The 20,669-nt window shown below is 67.8% G+C and carries 21 protein-coding genes; 6 read left to right on the forward strand and 15 right to left on the reverse strand.

The window, feature by feature from the left end:
- Positions 1-56 precede the first annotated feature (56 nt).
- Positions 57-518, forward strand: coding sequence for a chemotaxis protein CheW (locus NP511_RS04020; protein WP_049964508.1), 462 nt, complete (start codon positions 57-59; stop codon positions 516-518).
- Positions 519-573: 55 nt separating this feature from the next.
- On the opposite strand, the gene NP511_RS04025 is transcribed toward NP511_RS04020, so the two are convergent.
- Genes NP511_RS04025 through NP511_RS04035 form a run of 3 tightly spaced genes read right to left on the reverse strand, consistent with a single transcriptional unit; the run spans position 574 to position 2,547 of the window.
- Positions 574-1,344 carry a DUF5803 family protein gene (locus NP511_RS04025; RefSeq protein WP_049964509.1) on the reverse strand — a complete coding sequence of 257 codons (771 nt, stop codon included), beginning with the start codon at positions 1,342-1,344 and terminating at the stop codon, positions 574-576.
- 1 nt (position 1,345) lies between these two features.
- Positions 1,346-2,023, reverse strand: a complete 678-nt coding sequence (locus NP511_RS04030) for a DUF2110 family protein (RefSeq protein ID WP_006649022.1) — start codon at positions 2,021-2,023, stop codon at positions 1,346-1,348.
- Positions 2,023-2,547, reverse strand: a complete 525-nt coding sequence (locus NP511_RS04035) for a transcription factor (RefSeq protein WP_006181860.1) — start codon at positions 2,545-2,547, stop codon at positions 2,023-2,025. Before NP511_RS04035 ends, NP511_RS04030 begins: the two co-directional genes overlap by 1 nt.
- A gap of 162 nt (positions 2,548-2,709) precedes the next feature.
- Here NP511_RS04035 and NP511_RS04040 point away from each other — a divergent pair, with 162 nt between their 5' ends.
- A complete protein-coding gene (locus NP511_RS04040) occupies positions 2,710-3,705 on the forward strand; it encodes an MBL fold metallo-hydrolase (RefSeq protein WP_049964510.1) in 996 nt (331 codons plus the stop codon).
- 15 nt (positions 3,706-3,720) lie between these two features.
- Here NP511_RS04040 and NP511_RS04045 read toward each other — a convergent pair whose 3' ends face one another.
- Complete coding sequence (locus NP511_RS04045; protein ID WP_049964511.1) at positions 3,721-5,298, reverse strand: class I adenylate-forming enzyme family protein; 1,578 nt, start codon at positions 5,296-5,298, stop codon at positions 3,721-3,723.
- A 129-nt stretch (positions 5,299-5,427) separates the two neighbouring features.
- Here NP511_RS04045 and NP511_RS04050 point away from each other — a divergent pair, with 129 nt between their 5' ends.
- A complete protein-coding gene (locus tag NP511_RS04050) occupies positions 5,428-6,081 on the forward strand; it encodes a hypothetical protein (RefSeq protein ID WP_049964512.1) in 654 nt (217 codons plus the stop codon).
- A 52-nt stretch (positions 6,082-6,133) separates the two neighbouring features.
- Here the strand turns inward: NP511_RS04050 and NP511_RS04055 are convergent, their stop codons facing one another.
- Positions 6,134-6,691, reverse strand: coding sequence for a tRNA (cytidine(56)-2'-O)-methyltransferase (locus tag NP511_RS04055; protein ID WP_049964513.1), 558 nt, complete (start codon positions 6,689-6,691; stop codon positions 6,134-6,136).
- A 279-nt stretch (positions 6,692-6,970) separates the two neighbouring features.
- Here NP511_RS04055 and NP511_RS04060 point away from each other — a divergent pair, with 279 nt between their 5' ends.
- A complete protein-coding gene (locus NP511_RS04060; protein WP_049964514.1) occupies positions 6,971-7,459 on the forward strand; it encodes a cupin domain-containing protein in 489 nt (162 codons plus the stop codon).
- 65 nt (positions 7,460-7,524) lie between these two features.
- Positions 7,525-7,743: a DUF8119 family protein gene (locus NP511_RS04065; protein WP_006181866.1), complete on the forward strand. Its 219-nt coding sequence runs from the start codon at positions 7,525-7,527 to the stop codon at positions 7,741-7,743.
- A 105-nt stretch (positions 7,744-7,848) separates the two neighbouring features.
- On the opposite strand, the gene NP511_RS04070 is transcribed toward NP511_RS04065, so the two are convergent.
- The 8 genes from NP511_RS04070 to NP511_RS04105 form a co-directional block, all read right to left on the reverse strand.
- Positions 7,849-8,307 carry a universal stress protein gene (locus tag NP511_RS04070; protein ID WP_172704538.1) on the reverse strand — a complete coding sequence of 153 codons (459 nt, stop codon included), beginning with the start codon at positions 8,305-8,307 and terminating at the stop codon, positions 7,849-7,851.
- 4 nt (positions 8,308-8,311) lie between these two features.
- A complete protein-coding gene (locus NP511_RS04075; RefSeq protein WP_049964515.1) occupies positions 8,312-10,003 on the reverse strand; it encodes a VC_2705 family sodium/solute symporter in 1,692 nt (563 codons plus the stop codon).
- On the reverse strand, positions 10,000-10,446 hold the full coding sequence (locus tag NP511_RS04080) for a DUF4212 domain-containing protein (protein ID WP_211249081.1): 447 nt from the start codon (positions 10,444-10,446) through the stop codon (positions 10,000-10,002). The genes NP511_RS04075 and NP511_RS04080 overlap by 4 nt, the downstream gene beginning before the upstream one ends.
- Positions 10,447-10,506: 60 nt before the next feature.
- Complete coding sequence (acs, locus tag NP511_RS04085; protein WP_049964516.1) at positions 10,507-12,486, reverse strand: acetate--CoA ligase; 1,980 nt, start codon at positions 12,484-12,486, stop codon at positions 10,507-10,509.
- A gap of 271 nt (positions 12,487-12,757) precedes the next feature.
- Positions 12,758-14,977 (reverse strand): bacterio-opsin activator domain-containing protein, encoded by a 2,220-nt coding sequence (locus NP511_RS04090; RefSeq protein WP_049964517.1) that lies wholly within the window; start codon positions 14,975-14,977, stop codon positions 12,758-12,760.
- A 134-nt stretch (positions 14,978-15,111) separates the two neighbouring features.
- Complete coding sequence (acs, locus tag NP511_RS04095) at positions 15,112-17,112, reverse strand: acetate--CoA ligase (protein WP_049964567.1); 2,001 nt, start codon at positions 17,110-17,112, stop codon at positions 15,112-15,114.
- A 166-nt stretch (positions 17,113-17,278) separates the two neighbouring features.
- Positions 17,279-17,779, reverse strand: a complete 501-nt coding sequence (locus NP511_RS04100; protein ID WP_049964518.1) for a universal stress protein — start codon at positions 17,777-17,779, stop codon at positions 17,279-17,281.
- 51 nt (positions 17,780-17,830) lie between these two features.
- On the reverse strand, positions 17,831-18,316 hold the full coding sequence (locus NP511_RS04105) for a universal stress protein (RefSeq protein WP_049964520.1): 486 nt from the start codon (positions 18,314-18,316) through the stop codon (positions 17,831-17,833).
- A gap of 119 nt (positions 18,317-18,435) precedes the next feature.
- Between NP511_RS04105 and NP511_RS04110 the strand changes: the two genes are divergently transcribed.
- Positions 18,436-19,101 carry an HD domain-containing protein gene (locus NP511_RS04110; protein ID WP_049964521.1) on the forward strand — a complete coding sequence of 222 codons (666 nt, stop codon included), beginning with the start codon at positions 18,436-18,438 and terminating at the stop codon, positions 19,099-19,101.
- Between the two features lie 6 nt (positions 19,102-19,107).
- On the opposite strand, the gene NP511_RS04115 is transcribed toward NP511_RS04110, so the two are convergent.
- A complete protein-coding gene (locus tag NP511_RS04115) occupies positions 19,108-19,833 on the reverse strand; it encodes a TOBE domain-containing protein (RefSeq protein ID WP_049964522.1) in 726 nt (241 codons plus the stop codon).
- Between the two features lie 18 nt (positions 19,834-19,851).
- Positions 19,852-20,655 carry an amino acid ABC transporter ATP-binding protein gene (locus tag NP511_RS04120; RefSeq protein WP_049964523.1) on the reverse strand — a complete coding sequence of 268 codons (804 nt, stop codon included), beginning with the start codon at positions 20,653-20,655 and terminating at the stop codon, positions 19,852-19,854.
- Positions 20,656-20,669 lie beyond the last annotated feature (14 nt).

A 20,669-nucleotide genomic window follows, 5' to 3' on the forward strand; every position in this document is an offset into this window, starting at 1 on the left:
CCGAAAATTCAACCATCCGGAAGGCTTATTTTCCGAACGGACTTCGTCCAGTTCGAATGGGCTCGGCTTCGAACCCCGACGACCGTCAGGAGACGAACGACCCCGTCACCGTCCTCACGTTCGACCTCGAGGAGCGACGCTACTGTGTCGGCGCCGAATCGGTCGAATCGGTCCTCGGCGTGACGGACGACGAGCCCCTCGCAGACGCTGCGGACCCGTGGGACGCGGGAACGATCACGGTCGCCGGCGAGCGGGTCAGAGTCGTCGACCTCCCGCGGGCCTTCGGCTCGTCGCTTCGGACGACCGCCCGCGTCGACGAGCCCAAACTGCTCGTCTTCGCCGTGACCGACGACGCGGACCGCTACTACGGCTGGCTGGTCGACGACGTCGACGTGACGCGGTCGGTTCGACCCGGCAGCCTCGAGCCGCCACGCGTCGAGACGACCCACGTCAAGGGCCGGATCGAGATCGACGGCGACGAAGTCGTCTGGCTCGACGAGCGAACGATTCACGGCTGAAAACGGCGCTTCGAACCTCCTCGGACGGGATCGAGCCCGCGTATCGGCGAACTGATTATAACAGTCCCGGCGGCCCGTCGTCGGACTCGTCCTCGGTATCGACGTCGAGCCCGAACTCCTCGCGTTGCTCCCGAAGCCGTCTGATCTGCCGGTAGTAGTAGGCGATCCCGATCCCACCGAGTAGCGCGGTTACACCGATGAGTCCGAGGAACAGCGGGATGTCACGCGTGAGGTAGTACCGAAGCGAGATCGGACTGTCGACTTCGTCCCACACGAGCCGTTCTCGGTCGTCGACGACCTCGCGCTCGTAGCCGTTCGGCGAGACATCCCCGAAGAAGAAATTCGAGGTCCGGTGGTTCTCGGGGACCGTCACCTCGTAGGAGCCGTCGACGTAGGCCGGCAACTGGAAGGTCTTCCGGCCGGCGTCACCGGAGAACGCCAGCGTTCCGTTCCCGTTCGGAACCTGCACGGTCGTTTCGGACTGGCCCTGCTCGATCTCCAGATCCGAGCCGTTCACTTCGGTCCCATTGGGATACCAGTAGCGGACGGCGCTGATATCGAGGGGGTCGTCCTGATAGAGCGAGGAGCGATACAGCGAGAGTTCGTCGGTGTCCTCGAGGTCGTAGACTGCGCGGAACTCGCCGTTGCTGATCACGTTGCCCCCCTCGATCTCGATAGCGACGTCGGCGTCGCTGTCGCGCAGATCGTCGTAGTCGGCGTCCTGATCGAGCTGCTCGTCGGAGATCCCGCCGGAAAACGCCGAACAACCGGCCCCCATCGTCAACAGGGCGACTGCGACCATCGCGAAGAGGAGCCGTCGGTTCATGCTAGGGAACGACACAGCGGAGTTCGGCCGGGAGGTACTCGCCGACGCTCGCGAGCAACCCCGGCGGATCGGTGTCTTCGGGACAGATCACGCTCTGCTCGAGCAGGCCGAGCCGTTCGACGGTGACGTAGTCCTGGGCGTGGCCGGCGCGGTTGAGCGTGGCCCGTACTTCCGCTCGGGTCGCGCTGTTGACGTTGAGACGGCCATCGCCGCGGGTCCACTCGTAGAGGCGATCCTGTTCTGCGTCGGACAGACGGGACGGGTCATCGCCACCGTACACGAATCGGAGCGGGAGATGCTGGACCAGCCCGTACCGTTCGCGGATCTGCGTCGCCGACCCCGGGCCGAGCCCGAGTTCGTCGGTCGGGATCCGGACGCCGTCGCCCTGTCCCGCGTCGAGGACGAACCCGTCGTCGTCCCACGACTCGAGGGTGCCGACGTAGGTCTCGCCGGGCTCGAGATCGGGGACGATCTCGCCGAACTCCTCGCGGAGGACGTTGCGCGCGACGGTGGCGTCGTCGCCCTCGACCGTCACCGACGGGAAATCGTCGTGGCGTACGCCGATCTCGAACTCGACGTCGAGATCGGCTATCTCGTTGCCGACCAGCGATCGCAGCGAGTCCAGCGCCCGTTCGCGGGCCTCTCCTTCGACGTATAGCTTGGTTGCGAGTACGACCATTAGGCGTCCGCGTCGATGTTGAGTTCGTCCTCGAGCGCGTCGAGGCGGTCGTCCATCGCGTTGACGAGTCGGTCGTTGTCCATCGATTCCAGCGGCGAGCCACATTCGGGGCACTCGAAGCCGAAGTCCATCGCCTCGCCGAACTCGAAGCGGATGGAACAGATCTCACAGAGGTAGAACTCGTGGTTGCGCTCGTACTCCCGGCGTTCGTCGAGGGCCTCGCGCAGCCGGTACATCTCCTCCTCTAGGTTCTCCGGGATGTTGTCGTACTCGAAGGTCCAGAGGTAGGTCAGCCACCCCGAGTCCTCGTCGCGCAGTCGCCGATACGTGGCGAGATCGTTCTCGTAGAGAATGAACAGCGCGCGCCGCACGTCGTTCAACTCGAGGTCGAGTTCCTCGGCGAGCTCCTCGTCGGTCACTTCCCCGTCCGGCGGTGCCGCCGCGACGGGCATCCCCTTGGGACCGACCAGCTCGTGCAAATATTTCTGGATCACCGGGTCCTCGAGCAGGTCCTCAAAAGCCATTACCGCCATGTAACGGCATGACGCCATTAAGTCTTGCCAACTGCCCCGCGCGCGACCGACCGGCCGAGTCGTGGCAAGTTCCACCGCGACTGCGACGAATCCGAGCGCCGTCAGCGTGTTCGGGCGCGACGTTTATGTGGCTGGGTGGCACTTCTCAGGACAATGACTGCCGATGCCTCCTGCGGAGCCGTCCGAGCTGACCGCGCCCACGAACGGATCCATCGCCTCGAGTTCGACGTTCCCTGGCCACCCAAACACGTCGCCGCCTACTTGCTCGAGGGCGAGGAGCCGATCCTGTTCGACGCGGGCGCACCGGACGATGCCGGCGAGACGGAACTGCGCGAGGGGCTGGCGGAGATCGGCTACGAACCGGCCGACATCGACCACGTCGTCGTAACCCACGTCCACAGCGACCATATCGGCCAGTTGCCCGTCCTCCGGGCGGCCGGCGCGACCGTCCACGCGCCGGCGCGGTCGCTGTCGCGACTCGAGCGAGACCTCGAGACCGCCCGCGAGGGCTTTCGCGAGATGACGACGGCGGCGGGCTACGAGGGCGACAGAGCCACGGAGATCGTCGAGGAGGAACTCGAGGAACTACGCCGCGATCGGCGACTGGTCGAGCCCGAGACCGCCCGCACGATCGAGCCCGACGCGACGGTCGCGATCGGCGGTCGGGAGTTCGAGACGTTCGCGACGCCGGGTCACGCGGTCGATCACCTGTGTTTCGAGACGACCGTCGAAGGGACGACGGTGTTGTTTTCGGGCGACGCGCTCATCGAGCCGTTTCGCGCCGGTGCCTTCCAGGTCGGCCTCGACCACGGTGCCGACGGGGCAGTCGACGCCTACTACGAGGCGATGGACCGACTGGCCGAGACGGACGCGACGGTTGTCTTCCCGGGCCACGGCCCCGTCTTCGAGGGGCCGCAAGCGGTCATCGAGAGCACTCGGGACCGACTAGACGCGCTCCTCGAGGAGACCCGGGAGGCCGCCGCGGCCGTCGGACCCGCGAGCCCGCTGGCGATCGCCGAACAACGCGTCGGGACGGTGCGGCACATGGCTCCGCTGCTCGATACCCTCGGCGCGCTCGGCACGCTCGAGCGAGAGGGTGCGGTAACGTACGAAACGGAAGACGGCGTCAGATACTACGAGATCGCGTGAGGAGGGTGTCGAGAGTTACGACGCGTCGTCCTCGAGCTTGTACTTCTGGATCTTCCCCGAGGTCGTGCGGGGCAGTTCCTCGATGAACTCGACCTCGCGGGGGTGTTTGTACTCGGCGACCTCAGCGAGACAGAACTCCTGTAACTCGTCGGCGGTCACGTCGCTGCCGGGTTCGACGCCTTCGGCGGGGACGATGAAGGCCTTCGGCACCTCGTTGCGTCGCTCGTCCGGAATCCCGACGACGGCGGCGTCCGCGACGGCCTCGTGTTCCAGCAGCAGGTTCTCGAGTTCGCTGGGGTAGACGTTGTAGCCGGCGGTGTTGATCATGTGTTTCTTCCGGTCGACGATCTCGTAGTAGTTGTTCCCGTCGCGGCGGGCGATGTCGCCGGTCCGGAAGTAGCCGTTCTCGGTAAAGGCCGCCTCGGTCGCTTTGGGCATGTTGAGATACCCCTTCATGACCTGGGGCCCGCGGACGACGAGTTCGCCCTCCTCGCCGGGGGCGACCTCGTCGCCCGATCCGTCGACGATCTTGCAGTCGGTCATCCGGAGAGGCTGGCCGATCGTCCCGTGTTGCAGGCCGAAGGTCGAGCCGCTCTGGGTGTGGGTTGCGCCGTGGGTCTCCGTGAGGCCGTACCCCTCCGAGATATCGACGCCGGCGACCTCCTCGAACCGTTCCTGGACCGACGGCGAGAGCTTCGCGCCGCCCTCCGAGGCCGACTCGAGGCTCGAGAGATCGTACTCGCCGAAGTCATCGGACGCGACCATGTCGGCGTACATCGTCGTCACGCCGACGTAGTGGGTGATCCCTTCGTCCTCGATGAGTTGCATACACTCCTGGGCGTCCCACTCGAGGGCGCTGCGGAAGTAGAGCCGGCCGCCGCCGACCAGCGGCTGGAGGGCGGTGTGGGTGAAGCCAGTGATGTGGTAGAGCGGGAGCCAGGTCAGACTGCGGACGTTCTCGGGCTCGACGTCGACGTTCGAAGCCGCCAGGGGCCACATGAGCTGGGCCCGCGTGTTCTCGTGAGTGAGCTGGACGCCCTTCGGATCGCCGGTCGTCCCGGAGGTGTACGGCAGCAAGGCGACGTCGTCGTCCGCACGTTCGACCATGGTCGGCTCGCCGCGCAACTCCTCGAAGGCGTGGTCCTCGGGATCGCGGGGCCAGTCCTCGCTTTGAATGGTGATTATCTCCGGTTCCATTCCGGCGTCCTCGATCGCCTCGTCGACGACCTCCCGCAGCGCCGGATGGGTAACGATCGCGCCCGCGTCCGTGTCCTCGAGCTGGTAGGCCACTTCGCGACGCTTGTACTGGGGGTTGACCGGCGAGATCTCGACGCCGGCCTTGAACGCGCCGATCGAGGCGATCAGATACTGCGGACAGTTCGGCAGGAACAGGAGGGCACGATCCCCGGGCTCGAGGCCGAGGTCGTGGAAGCCGCCGGCGAGTTCGGCGGTCCAGTCGCGGACCTCCGCGTGGGTCCAGCGCCGGCCGTGATGTTCCATCGCCTGTGCGTCCCCGTGGTGGGCCGCCGTCTGGTCGAATAGCTTCGCGACGTTGCCCGCGAGGGCGGATTCGTCGACCGCTTCCAAGTCCATGAATCGTGATACCGAATCCCATGTTTAAAATTGTACCTCTCTTACAGCTGCTCCCGCACGGCCGTCGCGAGTCCGGGCGGCCGACGCCGAGCGGTACGCTTAGTAGCGATGGTGTTGTATTGTCGACAGATGCTTCGCGAGTCGGCCGCTCGAGTCGGTGATCGAATCGACCGTACCGACGTCGTCATCGCCCTCGTCACCGCGGGCGCGGTCATCGTTCTGGACCTCGACCTGAGCGTTCTCGGGACGGTCCTCGGTATCGCGATCGGCGCGCCGCTGCTCGAGAGCGCGTTCGAGGAGTTCGACATCGACCCGGCGCTCGCCTGGATCGGCGTCGGCCTGTTCGCCGTCGCCGCGGGTGCCGTGCAGTTACAAGAGGGGACCCGCTGGATCGCCGCCGCGTTGCTGGCGGCCGGTTGCTGGATCTGTCTCGACGGGCTGTATGCGCGACGGACCGACGACGGTTCCGAGACCGACGAGGACGACCTGACCGACGACGAGTTCCACCTCGTCTCGCTTCATAGTCGCTGGCTGCTCGAGGAACTACAGGAGGCCGACCGGCCGCTCACGAAGACGGAGATCTGCGACCGAACCGGACTCATGGAAGAGGACTTCGAGCGGGTACTCGAGGTCCAGAGTAGCTCGAGCCCGATCGAACGGGTCGGCAACGGCTACGTCCTGAACGAGGACGAGACCGGCGTCCTCGCGGCCGTCCGGACGGCGCTGGGGCTGGTGTGGGGGCGGCTCGTCCGGCCGGTTCGATTACTCAACTCGAGCGGTTGAGGCGGGGCCAGGCGGTGTCACGGCTCTCGCGGGCCGTCGGCGCTCGGTTGGCTTACTCTTCGGCGTCCGAATCCGCCGATTCGACGCGCTTGCCCGTTTCCGTGGGAATCACGCGCCGGTCGGCGTCGTCCCACTCCCGCTCGAGTTCCCGGCCCTCGAACAGCCGGTCGAGAAAGACCGCCAGCCCGGCCACTTCGGAGTGGGGTTGGTTGGTGACGCCGACGTTCCAGTCGGCTTCCTCGTAGACGTCGAAAGGGACCTTCTCGGAGCCGACGACAAGCAGGAGCGGCTCGCCCGCGTCGGCGTGGGCCGCCCTGATCTCGTCTTCGACGTCCTGGACGCGCTCGCCGTACATCGTGAGGTGGACGACCCGGCCCTCCCAGTTGCGGATGACCCCCTGTGGGCCCGCGGTGAGTTCGGCCTCGAAGGGGCCGCCGAAGCGGTCGGTGATGTCGGCGACCGTCTCGAGCGACTGGCCGGCGTTGTCGGGAAAGACCACGCGGTCGGCCCCCAGCGCCCGCGCGGTCAGACCGACGTGGGTGGTCATCCGGTCGTCCCGTCCCGGTCGGTGGCCGAGCCGGAGGACGGCGACCTCGCTGTCGTCGTGCATGCCCGTTCCCACGCTCGGGCGGGGTTAGGGGGTTTCGTTTTCCCACCAAACTTTTTGCGCGGGGTTCGAGCGAGCCGAGCGAGCGAGGACCCCGCGCAAAAACTTTGATGAAAAAGGCCGAGCGCGCCGTCAGCGCGCTCGGTGAACCGCTCACTTCGTTCGCGGACGCTGGGTTGCCTCGAGACTCGTTCGCTTACTTCTCGATCCCTGACCGGTAGCGACCAAAGTGGTTCGCATCGCGAGAAATATTATACCGTTGACGAGCGTCGGTACCCGAACATGGAGAAGGTCAACGACAGCGACGTCGACTGGAAGCAGTACGACCGCGAGGAGACCACCTTCCGCCGGAAAGAGCTCTCGAACGCCGTCGACGCCGACGACCTCGGCTGTAGTCTCTACGAACTCCCGCCGGGCGAGCGGTCCTGGCCCTACCACTACCACACCGCGAACGAGGAGGCGATCTACGTGCTGGCGGGCGACGGGAAACTCCGGACGCCCGACGGCCTCGAGCCCCTGACGGCCGGCGACTACGCGACCTTCCCGGCCGACGAGTCGGGCGGCCACCGGGTGGTCAACGACGGCGACGAACCGCTGCGGTATCTGGCGCTCTCGACGATGAACGAGCCCGATATCACCGTCTACCCGGAGATGGAGAAGTTCGGGATCTACGTCGGATCGCCGCCGGGCGGCCGCGACGAGCGCTCGCTCGAGGGCTACTACGCCCTCGACGACGAGGTCGAGTACTGGGAGGGGGACGAGCGTCGATAGGCTTTTTCCGTGACCCTGCGAACGTACCACACGATGAACGGATCCGACCGTCGGGTGAGCGGCCGATGACAGGGGCCGGCGAGTGGCTGCGGACCGCCCGCGAGGAGCGGTGGGGAATCCTGACCGACCTCGCGTTCGCGGTCGTCTGGGTGACGCTGGTCGAGGTCGTCGCCTACTTCCTCGAGCCGCCGACCTGGGTGTACTACATGCTCATGCTCGCGGGAATCGTCGCCTACTTCGGGTTCATGTGGAACGCCGAACTGGCGGTCCGGCAAAACCAGTAGTCCCGCGAACGGTCCCGCCACAGTCGCCCCGTCTTCTCGAGTCTCGACTCGCGGTCTTGTCGCCGCTGATCGATGGGGCGTCGAAAAAACGAGCCTCGAGTCGCGTTACTCCTCGTCGGCGTCGATGACGAGTACCGGCGCGCGGGTCGACCGGAGCGTCCGTTCGGTCACGCTCCCGAGCAGCGCCCGGCGGACGCCGGTGCGCCCGTGCGAGCCCATGACGACGAGGTCGATGTCGTTGTTCGCGACGTAGTTGGCGATCATATCGTGGGGTCGCCCCGCCGACACGTGTTCGACGGTCTCGATCCCGAGTTCGTGGGCGCGGTCGGCCACGTAGCCCGTGGCGTTCTCGGCTCGTTCCCGCACCTCGTCCATCTCGCCGTAGTGGCCCTGCTCGATGCGGTCGAGCTGTTCGCCACCGAGGCTGAGACTCATCGCGTTGGTATCGACCACGTACAGGGCGTGTACCGTGGCCCCGTACTGTTCGGCGAGGTCGAGCGCGTGCTCGACCGCCAACTCGGCCGTATCGCTACCGTCGGTCGGAACGAGTATTCGATCGTACATGGATTCAGTCATCCGCGGGGGTCTCGCCCCCGTCGGTCACGACGTCTTCGGCGGTCTGTTGCTGACCCATCGGTTCGGGGCTGTGACACTGCCGGACGACCCGCTTGGTCTCGATGTCCGGCTCCTCGGTCACCAGCGAGACGGCGATGGTGACGATGAACACGACCGGCAGGGTGATCAGCGCCGAGCCGATCGCCGGCATCCACTGTGCCAGGCCCGCCGACAGCGGGGCCTCGAGCGAGGAGACGTAGGTCGGGACGATCTCGTTGATCATCGGGATCGACCAGCCGACCAGCCCGGTGGTCATCCCCGCGAGCGCGCCCGGCCGGTTGGCGTTCTCCCACCACATGCCGAGGAAGAACATCGGGAACAGCACGGAGCCGGCGAGCGCGAACGCGTAGCCGACGAGCGCGGCGATCGACGACGCGGGATCGAGCGCGGCCAGCGTCGTCAGCACGCCGAGCGCGACGATCGAGAGGCGACCGACCAGGATCTGCTGGCGCTGGGTCGCGTCCTCGTTGATGATGTTCGTGTAGATGTCGTGGCTGATCGCCGACGAGCCGGCGATGAAGAGGCCGGCGACCGTCGCGATGGCCGCGGCGATCCCGCCGGCGGCGACGATGCCGACGAACCACTGTGGCAGGGCCGACAGCTGGGCCGCCAGCACGACGATGACCTCGCTGGCCGCACCGGTCATGCCGGGGTCACCGTAGGTCGCGCCGACGTTTTGCGTGTACAGGTCCGTCCCGAACGCCGCGAACGCGGGGGCGCTCCAGTACAGGATGCAGATGAAGAACAGCCCCCAGACGGTCGACCAGCGGGCCGTTCGTTCGCTCTCGACCGTGTAGAACCGCACCAGCACGTGGGGCAGCCCACAGGTCCCGACGATCAGCGAGAACGTGGTCGCGACCCACAGGTAGTAACTCGAGGTCGCGAAGGGTTCGCTGAACTCGCTGCCGAGGTCGTCGATCAGCATGCCGTACTCGAGCTGTGGCAGCACCGTCGAGTAGCCGTTCGTGTAGCCGACGACGAACAGGCCGACGACGAACGCCAGGATGAGGATGACGTACTGGACGGCCTGATTCTTGGTCGCGCCCATCATGCCCGACAGCGTCAGGTAGCCGACGGTGATGACCATCATGGCGACGACCATCACCTGGTAGCCGTCGAGGCCGGGGATGAGGCCGCCGTAGTCACCGAAGATGTACAGGCCGACCAGCGCCATCCCCTTCGCCTGCCCGATGGCGTAGACGAAGCCGATGAGGAACGTCGTCACGGCCGCGATGGCGCGTGCGCTGTCGGAGTTGAAGCGGTCGCCGACGAAGTCCGGCGCGGTGTACTTCCCGAACCGGCGCAGCTGTGCGGCCATGAAGATCAGCAGGATGAAATAGCCCGTCGTCCAGCCGACGACGTACACCAGCCCGTAGAAACCGGCCAGTGCGATCGACGCCGCCATCCCGAGATAGGACGCCGCCGACATCCAGTTGGCACCGATCGCCATCCCGTTCTCGACGTTCCCGATCGAGCGGCCGGCGACCCACATGTCCTCGGTGTCGGCCACGCGGAAGACGAAGCCGATCGCCAGGAACAGCCCCAGCATCCCGATCACGAGGATCGCCGGGATGAGCTTGAACGAGATGTCGAGCGCCTCCGGCAGGAGACTCTCCTGTAGCGGAACGGTCGCAGCGCCCGTCATTCGTCGATCCCCCCGTCGGCGGCCGTCGCGTCACCGCTCTCGTGACCGGCGCTCTCGACGGACGCGTGGTCGATGCCGTACTTCTCGTCTAGCGCGTCACGCTTGCGCGAGTACCAGAACGACAGGAGCAAGGCGCTGGTCGGCGCGCCGAAGGCGACCAGGAAGTAGTGCAGCGGGAAGCCCAGTACCGGCATCTCGACCGTCATCGCGTCGGTCGCCAGGTACGTCGCCGTCACCGGGCCCCACACCGCGAGGACCCAGATGACAAAGCCCGTCCAGACGATGCGTAGGTGGTCACGCATGAACTGGGTACTCGGGTTCAGCAGGTTCACCTCCGAGCTGAGGTAGTCGGTGTTTCGGTGGGCCTGGCCCGCTTGGCCGGCCACGCCACCGTCCGTAACGGTCCGGTCGTCGGTCGAGTCGTGAGTGTTATTATCTGGCATATGTTTGCGAATCGTTTGTATCGGTCTCGTTTGTTGTTGAAAAATTCGTTCGTCAGGTCGTCAGTCGTCCGACACCTGCTCCGCGATGTCGTCGACGACCCCCGGGTTCCGGAGCGTCGACGTGTTGCCGAGTTCGTTGCCGCTCGCGATGTCCTCGAGCAGCCGACGCATGATCTTGCCCGAGCGGGTCTTGGGCAGTTCGTGCGTGAAGATGATCTGCTCGGGTTTGGCGATCGGCCCGATCGAATCGAGGACGGCCGCCATGGCCTTCTCCTCGAGTTCGGCGTGGCGGTCCTCGTAGCCGTCCTCGGGGATGGCGTAGACGTAGACCGCCTCGCCCTTGACCTCGTGGTCGCCGCCGACGACGGCGGCCTCGGCGATCCCTTCGACGCCGACGACGGCGGACTCGATCTCCATGGTGCCCAGCCGGTGGCCGGAGACGTTGATCACGTCGTCGACCCGGCCGAGGATGGTGATGTAGCCGTCCTCGTCGATCTTCGCCCCGTCCTCGGGGAAGTAGACCCACTCGTCGGCGTCGGGGTCGGAGTACTCGTCCCAGTACTCCGAGACGAATCGTTCGTCGTTGTTGTACAGCGTCCGGAGCATGCCGGGCCAAGGGTTGTTGACCGTGACGTAGCCGGCCCGTCCGGCCTCGACTTCCTCGCCCTCGGTATCGACGACCTGTGCGTCGATGCCCGGGAGCGCCGGGCCGGCGGAGCCGGGTTTCATCGTGTTGACGCCCGGCAGCGTCGTGATCATCATCCCGCCGGTCTCGGTCTGCCACCAGGTGTCGACGATCGGGCACTCCTCGTTGCCGATGTGCTTGTAGTACCACTTCCACGCCCGCGGGTTGATCGGCTCGCCGACGGTCCCCAGCAGCCGCAGCGAGGACAGGTCGTGGTTCTCGGTGTACTCCGAGCCCCACTTCATGAACGCCCGGATCGCCGTGGGCGCGGTGTAGAAGATGTCGACGCCGTTCTTCTCGACGATCTCCCACAGCCGGTCCTTGTCGGGGTAATCGGGCGTCCCCTCGTACATGACGCTGGTCGTCCCCAGCGCCAGCGGGCCGTAGACGATGTAAGAGTGGCCGGTGATCCAGCCGATGTCGGCCGAACACCAGTAGGTGTCGTCGGCCTCGATGTCCAACACCGCGTGGCTCGTCCACGCCGTGTACGCGAGGTAGCCGCCGGTGGTGTGTTTGACCCCCTTCGGCTTGCCGGTCGTCCCCGAGGTGTACATCAGGAACAGCATGTCCTCGGCGTCGCGGGAGACCGGCTCGACCGTCGACCCCTCGTGGTCGGCCACGAGGTCGTCGTAGTCGTGCTGGTTGCCCGCCAGCTCGTGATCGAGGTCGTCACCCAGCCGGTCGACGACCACGACGTCGGAAACCTCGTGATCGACCCCCTCGAGGCCCTCGTTGGCCTTCGAGATGTGATCGAGCGCGTCCCCGCGGCGGTAGTAGCCGTCGCAGGTGACCAGATACTCGCTGTCGGCCGAGTTCATCCGGGTCGCCAGCGCGTCCGCCGAGAAGCCGGCGAAGACGACGCTGTGCGGTGCGCCGATGCGGGCACACGCCAGCATCGCGATCGGCAACTCGGGAATCATCGGCATGTACAGCGTGACGACGTCGTCTTCCTCGACGCCGAGGTCCCGCAGCGTCGCCGCGAAGTCCTCGACCTCGTCGAGCAGTTCCTCGTAGGTGTACGTGCGCGTCTCCCCGAGTTCGCCTTCCCACTCGATCGCCACGCTGTCGGCGCGACCGTCTTCTACGTGTCGGTCGAGACAGTTGTACGACGCGTTGAGTTCGCCGCCGGTGAACCACTCGTAGAACGGGGCGTCCCCGTCCTCGAGGACGGTGTCGTACGCCTCGTCCCACGAGAGGAGGTCGGCCGCACGCTCCCAACACTCCGGCCAGTTCTCCTCGAACTCCTCGTAGATCCCCTGATCAGTGACGTTTGCCTGCTCGACGAACGACTCGGGGGGCTCGAAGGCCTCCTGCTCCTCGAGTCGTGCCTCGAGTTCGGCATCCTCCTGTGACATGGTACAGACACTCAATCACGTACCTCCATAGTAAAGAGCCCCTCTAGTTGTGCAAAATCGACCCCATTCACCCCGGATACCCTAGCATATATTGACTATATTAGGACGTGATAGGCGCTCGAGGCGCGCGTAAACGGGGGTGAATCGACGGCGCGACGAGCCGATCGCGCGGTCGTCGATACGCCGGCGACCGCGGTCGGCGATCGCTCGAGTGGGTCCTCTAGGTATGTAGCCCTCGACGTATCGACCGGCGTCGGCTGCCGAGTCCGCGCTACCCGTCCGGATCGTCGAAAAAGGTCCGCAGCAGTTCGTGTTGGCCTTTCCGCAGGTGGTTGTGCAGCGTCGGCGAGGAAACGCCCATCGCGTCGGCGACCTCCTCGGCCGTACTCTCCCGGGGCCAGTCGTAGTAGCCGCCGAAATAGGCCGCCCGGAGTGCGGCCTCCTGACGGTCGGTCAGCCGATCCTCGAGGCCCTCGCGGAACTCGCGGGCCGTCTGGACGGCCCGTTCGGTCTCGCGTTTGCCGACCAGTTCGGAGTCGGGAAACGCCGAGCGGAGGCCGTCGAGGATCGTCCGGAGATCGGCGTCGGCCGCGCACTCGGCGGTGATCGTCGCCGTACCGCCGTCGAAGACCGCCTCGTGGACGGTCGCGCCGTACTCGGTCAGCGTGCCGATCGGACACGAGCCCTCGACGACGACCTCGATCCGCCAGCCGTCCTCGTCGGTCTCGACCAGCCGGCAGTCCTCGATCGCGGGGTCGTCCGCCGCGAGGTCGAAGACGTCGCCGGGCGAGCCGTCCGCGAGCCGGACGTAGTAGAGCCGGGTGGACTCGTCGATCGGCACCAGCGAGTCGAGTTCGAGCCGGCAGTCGAGCCGCCCCGAGGCGTCGACGAAAAAGGAGCGGTCGTCCCGACAGGCGACCTCGAGTTCGATCACGCGGTCGGACAACAGGAGGTTGCGCCGCCGGATCGCGGCGATGGCGTAGCCGACCTGCCGGCCGACCGTCGCGAGCCACGTTCGTTCGTCGTCCTCGAACGGTGTCGACCGGTCGGTCGCGACCGCGAGCGTCCCGTAGACGGTATCGCCGTAGGCCAGCGGCACTCGCGCGATCGCGCCCTCGAAGGGCTCCCCGCCGACGGTCGCCGCGACGTCGTCGGCCACGGTGACCGGCGGCTCACCGCCATCGGTCCCAGTGTCGGGGACGAACGCGGCGCTCTCGAGGTCGACCGTCGGGTCGTCGCCGTCCCACTCCTCGGGGACGAGCCGGGAAACGGCGTCGGGTTCGATCCCGCTGGCGGCGCGCCACTCGCGGCGGCGATCGGAGAACGTCGCCCGGTCGATCCAGGCGAACGCGTAGGCCCGGCCGTCGGTCAGGGTCGCGCACGTGGCCGTCTCGACCTCCTCGTGGTCGGTCGCCTCGAGCAACGCGTGGGTGACAGCGCGGTGTCGCCGGGCGACGGCGTACAGTCCCTCGAGTTCGTCGCGTCGGTCGCGGGCGGCCGCGAGTTCCTCGTGGGCGGCGGTGACGTCGCGGACGAAGACGGCGAACCCGCGGTGATGGCCCTGATCGTCCCGGAGCGGCGAGACGACCTCGGTCGCGCGAAACCGCGAGCCGTCCTTGTGGACGCGCCAGCCGTCGGTCTCGCAGCCGGACTCGTCGAGGGCGGTCGAGAGGGCGCGTTCGGGCGCGCCGTCGGCGACGGCGTCGTCGGTGTAAAACGTCGAGACGTGGGTCCCGACGATTTCGCCGGCCCGGTAGCCGAACATCGCGGCCGCGCTGCGGTTCCAGCGTTCGACGTAGCCGTCCGCGTCCAGCCGCAGCAGGGCGTACCGATCGCTGGCGGCCAGCAACAGCCGGATCACGCTGTCGTCGCTCACCGCGGGACCGGCCCCCGGATCGCCGGACCGGGGACCGGACGGCCCCTCGACGGGGTCGAAGGCGTCGACGATCTCGGCGTCGGTGGGCTCGGGGAGATAGGGCTCAAGGGCCTCGAAGCTGCGCCACCCCCCCGCGGTCTTGACGACGCGGGGGTTGACGTCGTGGTCGACCAAGGCGGTGTGGGCGAAGTACTGCCGGAGGTCGCTGGTGGAGACGTCCGCGAGGGCGGGGTCGTCGAACAGGTCGCCGGCCCGGTCGGCCACGTCGGAGACGAGCATCTGGAGCCGCCGCGGCGTGACCGAGAAGATCCGATCCGCCGGCGAGAGATCGTTGCTGCTGGCGTAGCGCCGGAGTTCGCGTTCGACGCGGGTCGGCAGGTAGGCGGTCCGTTCGCCCCGCTCGTCGTCCGTCGGCACGCGCACCAGATACCGGGGCGGGTCGATCCGGACCTGGTCGACGTGGTCGATCGTGAGCCGGGTCAGTTCGGCCGGCCGCAGCCCCACGTCGCCACAGAGCCGGATCACCAGCGCCTCGCGGTAGGTCTCCGCGGCGTCGAGGAGCGATTCGTACTCCCGCCGCCTGAGTACCGCCCCCGTGGTCCCCTCGAGACTCATAGCGTCTGGTTCGCCTATTCTGGCGACCCGAACATAATTGTATCGCCGGTCCAGCGGTGCCGTGAACGAGCGGTCGTTTACGGGACTGATTCGTCCACAGACCGCGTTTCGCGATCGCAGAGAGCGCGAAACTGCTACCGGTCGCGGCCGCCGTCCGAACTCTCGTCGCCGACCTCAGCCTGGATCTCGCCGACGATCTCCGGGTTGCGCAGGGCGCTCGTATCGCCCAGCGACTCGCCGTTGGCGACGTCCTCGAGCAGTCGGCGCATGATCTTGCCCGAGCGGGTCTTGGGCAGTTCCGGCGTGAAGACGAGTTCGGTCGGGCTGGCGATCGGTCCGATCGCCGCCGCGACGTTCTCGCGGATCGCCTCCCGGATGCGGTCGCCGGGCTCGCGGCCGCTCTCGGTGCTGACGTAGGCGTAGATCTCGGTGTCGCCGGCCGGACTCGAGCGGCCGACGACGGCGGCCTCGGCGACGCCGTCGACGTCGGTGATCGCGCTCTCGACCTCCATGGTGCCCAGCCGGTGGCCGGAGACGTTGATCACGTCGTCGACCCGGCCGAGGACAGTGATGTAGCCGTCCTCGTCGATCCGGGCGGTGTCGCCGCTGAAGTAGCGCCAGTCGTCGGCCGCGGGGTCGGAAAAGCGCTGCCAGTACTCCGTGACGAACCGCTCGTCGTTGTCGTACAGCGTCTGTGCCATCCCCGGCCACGGCCGGTCGATCGTGAGGTAGCCGGTCCGGCCGGGCTCGACGGGATCGCCGGCCTCGTCGACGACGTTCGCGTCGATGCCGGGCAGGGGCGGCCCCGCGGAGCCGGGCTTCATCTCGTCGACGCCGGGCAGCGTCGAGATCGTCACCGCGCCGGTCTCGGTCTGCCACCAGGTGTCGACGACCGGGCAATCGCCGCCCCCGACGTGGTCGCGGTACCAGTTCCACGGCCGGGGGCTGATCGGCTCGCCGACGGAGCCCAGTAGCCGCAGCGAGGAGAGGTCGTGTTCGGTGGGGTACTCCTCGCCCCACTTCATGAACGCCCGGATCGCCGTCGGCGCGGTGTAGAAGACGTCGACGGCGTTGCGGTCGACGATCTCCCAGAGGCGGTCCCGGTCGGGATAGTCGGGAGTTCCTTCGTACATCACCGTCGTCGTTCCCAGCGCCAGCGGGCCGTAGACGATGTAGGAGTGGCCGGTGATCCAGCCGATATCGGCCGCACACCAGTAGGTGTCCGCGGGCTTGACGTCGAGGACGGCGTGGCTCGTCCAGGCGACGTGGGCGAGATAGCCGCCCGTCGAGTGGACGACGCCCTTCGGCTCGCCGGTCGTCCCCGACGTGTACATCAGAAACAGCATGTCCTCGGCGTCCCGCGAGACCGGCTCGACGGTCGCGCCGGCGAACGCGTCCCGAAGCTCGTGATAGTCGTACTCGTCGTCGCCGAGGACATGGGGCAGGTCGTCACCGAGTCGGTCGACGACGACCGTCCGCACGTCCTGCTCGAGCGCGAGCCGTGCGTTGTCGGCCTTGCTCTTCTGATTGAAGGCGTCGCCGCGGCGGTAGTAGCCGTCACAGGTCACGAGGAACTCGCTGTCGGCGGCGTCCATCCGGGTCGCCAAGGCGTCCGCGGAGAGTCCCGCAAAGACGACGCTGTGCGGTGCGCCGATGCGGGCACAGGCCAACATCGCGATCGGCAACTCGGGAATCATCGGCAGATAGATCGTCACGACATCGTCTTCCTCGACGCCGAGATCGCGCAGCGCCGCCGCGAACTCGTTGACCTCGACGTAGAGGTCGCGGTAGGTGTAGGTGCGGCGCTCGCCCTGTTTGCCCTCCCAGCGGATCGCGGCGTGGTTCTTGCGCCCCGACTCGAGGTGTCGATCCAGACAGTTGTACGCGGCGTTGAGTCGTCCGTCGGGGAACCACCGATAGAAGGGGGCGTCCGCGTCCTCGAGGACGGTGTCGTAGGGCTCGTCCCACGAGAGCAGGTCCGCCGCGCGCGTCCAGCAGGACGGCCAGTCGGCCTCGAACGCCTCGTAGATCCCCGGATCGGAGACGTTCGCCTGCTCGACGAACGACGCCGGCGGGTCATGGGTGGTCCCGGTCGGCGCGGTGCCGTCCCGGTCCCACCCGTTCCGATCGACCATTTCGTCCGAACCGTCGTCGGTCAACGGAATAAACGTTCCTCCGAATCGCCAGCCGGTGGCCGGTTCCGACGGGGGTCACCGTCGCACAGACGGTTCCTGTCGGCCATTGGCAGAAGGAGCCAGATCGGGCCGCGGTCCCACCGGTAAATCGGTCCAACGGACCGTCTCAGAGGTCGTCCTGCGTCGAGTCGATGTCCGCGAGGTCCTCGGGGTCGACCTCGTGGCCGGGCTCGCGGACGACGTAGACGTCGTAGCGGTGGTCGCTCGCGACCGGGCTCCCGACGCTCGACTGGGGTGCGATCACCGAGCCGGCGTTCTCGGAGCCGATGAAGACCACGCTGGCCTCGATATCGGCGGCGACCCGGCGGATCTCGCGGACGACGTTGGTCGTCGACGTCGCGGTCGGCTCGTCCGAGTCGACGCGCTCGGTCCGGACCGTCGCCTCGGGCGCGACCTCGTTGGCCCGATCCCCGATCCCCGCGGCGATCGCGTCCATGTCGAACGGTTCGCCCTGCGTGATCCAGCCCCGGTCCCGCGCGTACTCGGGGTCGTCCGGGATCACCGTCAGCGCGACGACTTCCTCGTCGAGCAAGTCGCCGAACGTCGACGCGCGCTCGAGCGCACGCGTCGCCAACGCCGAGCCGTCGAAGGGAACGAGCAGTGACATGGCGCTAGGTCATACGACAGCGAAGGTAAATGTTCGCCCCAACGTTGGGACCTACGTCCGTTCCCCGTCCGCGCCTCGAGTCGGATCGTCGGCCGTCCGGTCGGCGTCTTCGCCCCCGCCGACGACCAGGACCGATCGGGCCGTGGTCCTGACGACCCTATCGACGGTGCTGCCAAGCAGCGCCCCTTTGAACGACGAGCGTCCGCGGGAGCCGACCACGATCGGATCGGCCCCGACCTCGTCGGCGTAGGCGAGGATCTCCTCGTGGGGGACGCCCGATCGAACCGCCGTCTCGGCCTCGATCCCGTCCTCGCGCGCCCGTGTTTCGAGGTCCGTGAGCCAGCCGGCCGCCCGCTCCTCGAGGTGCTGGCGGGCCTCCCCGGGATCGACGATACCGGTGTCGTAGTCGGTTCGTTCGTCGACGACGGCGACGCCGAACAGCGCTGCGTCGAACCGATCGGCGAGCGCAACGGCGTGGTCGACCGCCGTCGCCGCCGCCTCGCTGCCGTCGGTCGCAACCAGAATCGAGTCGTACATGGGCGTCGGTACGGCCCGCCTCGAGAAAGGTCTACGGCTCGTCGGCCGTCGGTCCCCCTCTGACGGGACCCGACAGTTCAGAAGAATTATAGTATCGGTCGGTACTTCTCACGGGTACGATGGCACAGGAACTGGGCCCGCTCGCTCGAGAGCTATCGCTGCCCTACTACGACGACGCCCTCCCGGCACACGATCGGTTCCACGCCGAGCGCGTCCGCGATCTGGCGATTCGGTTGGCAAACGACTGCGAACGGCCCGTCGACAACGATGTCCTCGCCGCGGCGGCCTGGATACACGACATCGGCCGGCCGCTGGAGCGAACGGGCGAGATCGACGACCACGACGCGTGGGCGGCGGCCGAGGCCGCGGCCCGCCTCGAGTCGGAAGGCGTGGCGCCGGACCGAATCGACGCCGTCACGCACTGCGTTCGCGCCCACAGCATCCGGGCGAGTTCGCCGGAGCCCGAGACGCTCGAGGCGCGGTTGCTCTTCGACGCGGACAAGTTAGACGCCGCCGGCGGGCGCGGGATCGTCCGGCTGGCCTGTATCGTCGGCGAACGGTCGGGCAGGCAGGGCGAGGCGTACGCGGTTATCGACGACGCGTCGGCGTCCGAACTGGCCGCGTCGGGACTGCCGGACGTCGCGCTCCTTCGAGAGTGGGTCGACGAGCGGCTAGACGCGCTGTATACCGACCCCGGTCGCCGTCTCGGCGAGTCCCGCCGGCAGTTCGTCGACGACTTCTTCGCGCGCTTCGAGAACGAGATCGGCGTCGACGGGACGCAGTAACCCGACTCAGTCGCCGTCGGTCCCTCGGTCCTCGACGCCGCGCACGGCCGTCGCCTTCACCGAGGCGACGATCGACCGGCCGGGCTCGAGCCCCAGCGCCTCGACGCTGCGGCGCGTAACCAGCGCCACGAGTTCGGCGTCGTCCGCGTCGCCACCGTTGCCCTCGGCGGCCTCGAGGTCGATCCCGACCCGAGCGACCGCGTCGCCGGCCTCGAGCCACGAGACGGTCCCGGGGAATCGGTTACGGACGCTGGTGCCCTCGGCCCGTGGCACGTCTTCGGGAGCGTGGAGGCTCACGGCGTCGGAGCGGATCGTCACCGACGCGGCCGCGGCCTCGCTCGGGACGACCGCCAGCACCTCGCCCGCGTCGGTCGCGACGGTCGCGAGTTCGCCGTCCCGGTCGACGACCGGCCCCGACAGCACCGTCTCGTCCACGCGGGCGACGCCTTCGTAGGCCGCGACCAGCCGATCGAACCGCGCCAGCAGGTCCCGGGCCCGCTCGGTCAGCGAACTCCCGCCGCCGCCGGCACCGCCGCGGGTGCGCTCGACCAGCGGGCCGATCGCGTCCTCGAGTTCGACCACGCGCTGCTGGAGGCGGGGATAGGACCGCTCGAGGGCCTCGGCGGCCCCGGACAGCGAGCCGCGGTCGTCGATCGCGCGCAACATCGCGGCGTCGCTCCGATCGACGGTCACGTCGTCGATCCGCAGGTAGGGGTCGAACTCCTTCTCCATTCGACTCGCCCTTTGCCGTCACGCGAGAAGTTCGTTTTCATCGTACAGCAGGTCGCCGCGGACGAACCGTGCGGTCCGCTCGTCTCGTGGGTTCTCGAAGACCCGCTCGGCCGGCCCGGTCTCGACCAGTTCGCCCTCGAGCAGGAACGCGACCCGATCGGAGATCCGCTCGGCCTGGTGCATGTCGTGGGTCGCGAGCAGGACGCCGTGGCCGCGTTCGCGCGCGCGGTCGATCGCGCGCTCGAGGATGGCCGTGTTCCGCGGGTCGAGATCGGAGGTCGGCTCGTCGAGGACGAGCAGGTCCGGCTCGGTCGCGAGCGCGCGGGCGAACGACACCCGCTGGGCCTCGCCGCCGGACAGCGACCCCGCGTCGCGGTCCCACGCGTCGCGGAGGCCGACGAGTTCGAGGGCCTCGAGGGCGCGGTCGTCGACGGTCGGCCCGTCGCGAAGCCAGCGGTCCGCGAGCCGCCGTCCGAACCCGCGCAGCCGTCGGGACCAGGGGCGGCGGATCCGCTGGCCGACGTCGACGTTGCGGGCCACCGAGGCCTCGAAGAGGCTCGCCTGCTGAAAGACCATCCCGATCCGCCGTCGGACCGCCAGCCGCTCCGCCCGGGACAGCGCCCACGGATCGGTCCCGTCACAGCGAACGGTCCCGGCCGTCGGCCGCTCGAAGAGGGCGGCCAGCCGCAACAGCGTCGTCTTGCCGGCCCCCGAGGGGCCGATGACCGACACGACCTCGCCCGCACCGATCGACAGCGAGACGTCAGTCAGGATCGACGCGTCGTCGACGCCGTAGGCGGCGTTCTCGAACGCGAGGTTCACGCCGTTCCCACCTC

Source organism: Natrinema thermotolerans (genome assembly GCF_031165565.1).
GTDB classification, from domain to species: domain Archaea; phylum Halobacteriota; class Halobacteria; order Halobacteriales; family Natrialbaceae; genus Natrinema; species Natrinema thermotolerans.